Source organism: Coprococcus sp. AM100_B19A, assembly GCF_027662015.1.
In the GTDB taxonomy this organism is placed as follows: Bacteria; Bacillota; Clostridia; order Lachnospirales; family Lachnospiraceae; genus Allocoprococcus; species Allocoprococcus comes.
This window is the reverse complement of the sequence record NZ_JAQDKN010000040.1, coordinates 1-1,930: the sequence shown is the minus strand read 5'-3', so window position 1 is coordinate 1,930 and position 1,930 is coordinate 1. Positions and strand designations below refer to the sequence as shown.

Sequence of the window (1,930 nt, the reverse complement as noted above, 5' to 3'; positions counted from 1 at the left end):
TAGCAATTTAGGAAATGTAAAAGCAGATTTAACAAAAGCAAATAATAATATTGCAATCATAAACAGTAATCTGATTTCAATCGTAGAACGTGGAACCAAAAATAACTACAATTACACAAAATATTCCAACGGCGACATGGTTATGTGGAGTAAATATACTTGGAATACCAATCTTGCAACCAGTTGGTATAACTGGTATTTTGCTTCTAGTGCTGCGGTTGGTTTTCCAGTAGCATTCAAGCAAGCGCCTTTAATTATAGTATCTCCGGCAAAGACTAACGAACTGTATGGTCTTGGAGTTACCGAAGTGACTACAACCGGGTACAAGCTTACAGCATACAGTCCAAAGCAAGGAATGTGTTATGTACAAGCTGATATGCTTATAATCGGTAAATGGAAGTAATGCATTCAGTTCTTTTTGTATAAAACGAATGCATTTAACAATGCGTTACATGCACCAGTTCCAAAATTATGTCCTTTTGTGTAAATCAAATTACTTCCACTATTGTAATAGCATGAGGAAACATTAATCCATACATCCCAATTTCCAACCAAATCGTAACCAATAATGCCGACTGGAGTATAGCCACTCACTGTTGGCGCTTTAATGTAACATTCAAAATCCTTTCCTGCGCCAACGTTTATATTACTCTTTACCGTTACCTGCTTTACAGACAGTAAACTTTTTAAATTATTGCTCATTGTTGTTTCTGCATTTTTTAATTTGCTACTTAGTTCAGAATCCCTCCTTTGACTGGTTGATAAAGTTACATATATAAAAGCGCATAACAAAAACACCCGACCAATGCCGAGTGTAAATAAATAAGTTTATTTACTTATGCACTTAAATATTTAAAGTGATGATACCGTACACCTTCCTGATTCACTGTACAATATCGCATGGTTGTCTCTGACTTTGCGTGTCCCGCAAATATCATAGCCTCCTGCAGAGGCATTCCGCGGTTCAATGCATTCGTCAGAGCCGTCCTCCGGAATCGATGCGGATGCGCATTTTCTACGCCCGCCTTCTCTCCAATCCGCCGGATGATATTCTCAATTCCTGTTTTCGTCAGCCGGCTATTCGGTTTCTTGCTTCCGACAAATAGCGCCGGATCATTGTCTTTTCTGCTTTCCAGATATTCTTTCAGATACATGTTGGTTCGTTCATTGATGTACACCGTCCTTTCTTTCGCTCCTTTTCCATATACAATCAGCTCTTTATTCGCATACCGGATATCTTCTCTGTTAATCTCTGAGAGCTCCGATACTCTGACTGCTGTGCTATATAGGAATTCTAGTAACGCTTTATCCCGAAGACTGCTGCATTTACGCAGCATCCGCTCCCGTTCTTCATCAGTATATGGTTTTCGGATCTTCTTTTCTACTTTGATAGATTCCACCAGCACCATAGGATTTCTCCGAATCCGGTCACGATCTCGCAGCCATCCGAAGAAGCTGCTATACACCGCCCGGACGTTCTTTAGCGTCTGGTTTGCTACCTTGCGGATCATTTTATAAGCCCGCATGAATCCAGAAATATCTCCAGAATCTATGTTCTTCACTGGCTTATTGATATAGGTCAGTAACCGAACCAGTTCATACCGATATTGCTTCACTGTCTTTGATGCTTTTCCTTCCAGTGCTTTACTCATCAGAAACTCTTCCAGATCCACTTCCCAGCTCCTGTCTACAACCTGCAGATCCGTTTCCTGGATTACTCTGCATCCGGTAAATGTCATCTGTAACACTTCTTTCAACTCACGTAGTTGCATTTCATCTAAAACCGGTTGCATTCTTCGCAATACATCCATTATTTTTGCTTCCATACATTGCTCCTTTTTGCTTTCAGTATATCAACTGGCGTACTGAATTAAGTAGCAAATTAAAAAATGCAGAAACAACAATGAGCAATAATTTAAAAAGTTTACTG

General features: G+C 39.7%; 3 protein-coding genes. 1 reads left to right on the top strand and 2 read right to left on the bottom strand.

Annotation, left to right across the window (positions count from 1 at the left end; translation table 11 throughout):
* A partial coding sequence (locus PGQ33_RS16640) for a hypothetical protein (RefSeq protein ID WP_270206119.1) occupies window positions 1-403 on the top strand: 403 nt, incomplete at its 5' end.
* A 5-nt stretch (window positions 404-408) separates the two neighbouring features.
* On the opposite strand, the gene PGQ33_RS16635 is transcribed toward PGQ33_RS16640, so the two are convergent.
* Together PGQ33_RS16635 and PGQ33_RS16630 are read right to left on the bottom strand one after the other, a co-directional pair.
* Entirely contained in the window at window positions 409-702 is a 294-nt protein-coding gene (locus PGQ33_RS16635; protein ID WP_118199358.1) for a hypothetical protein, read from the bottom strand.
* 134 nt (window positions 703-836) lie between these two features.
* Entirely contained in the window at window positions 837-1,826 is a 990-nt protein-coding gene (locus PGQ33_RS16630; RefSeq protein WP_270206118.1) for a tyrosine-type recombinase/integrase, read from the bottom strand.
* Window positions 1,827-1,930 lie beyond the last annotated feature (104 nt).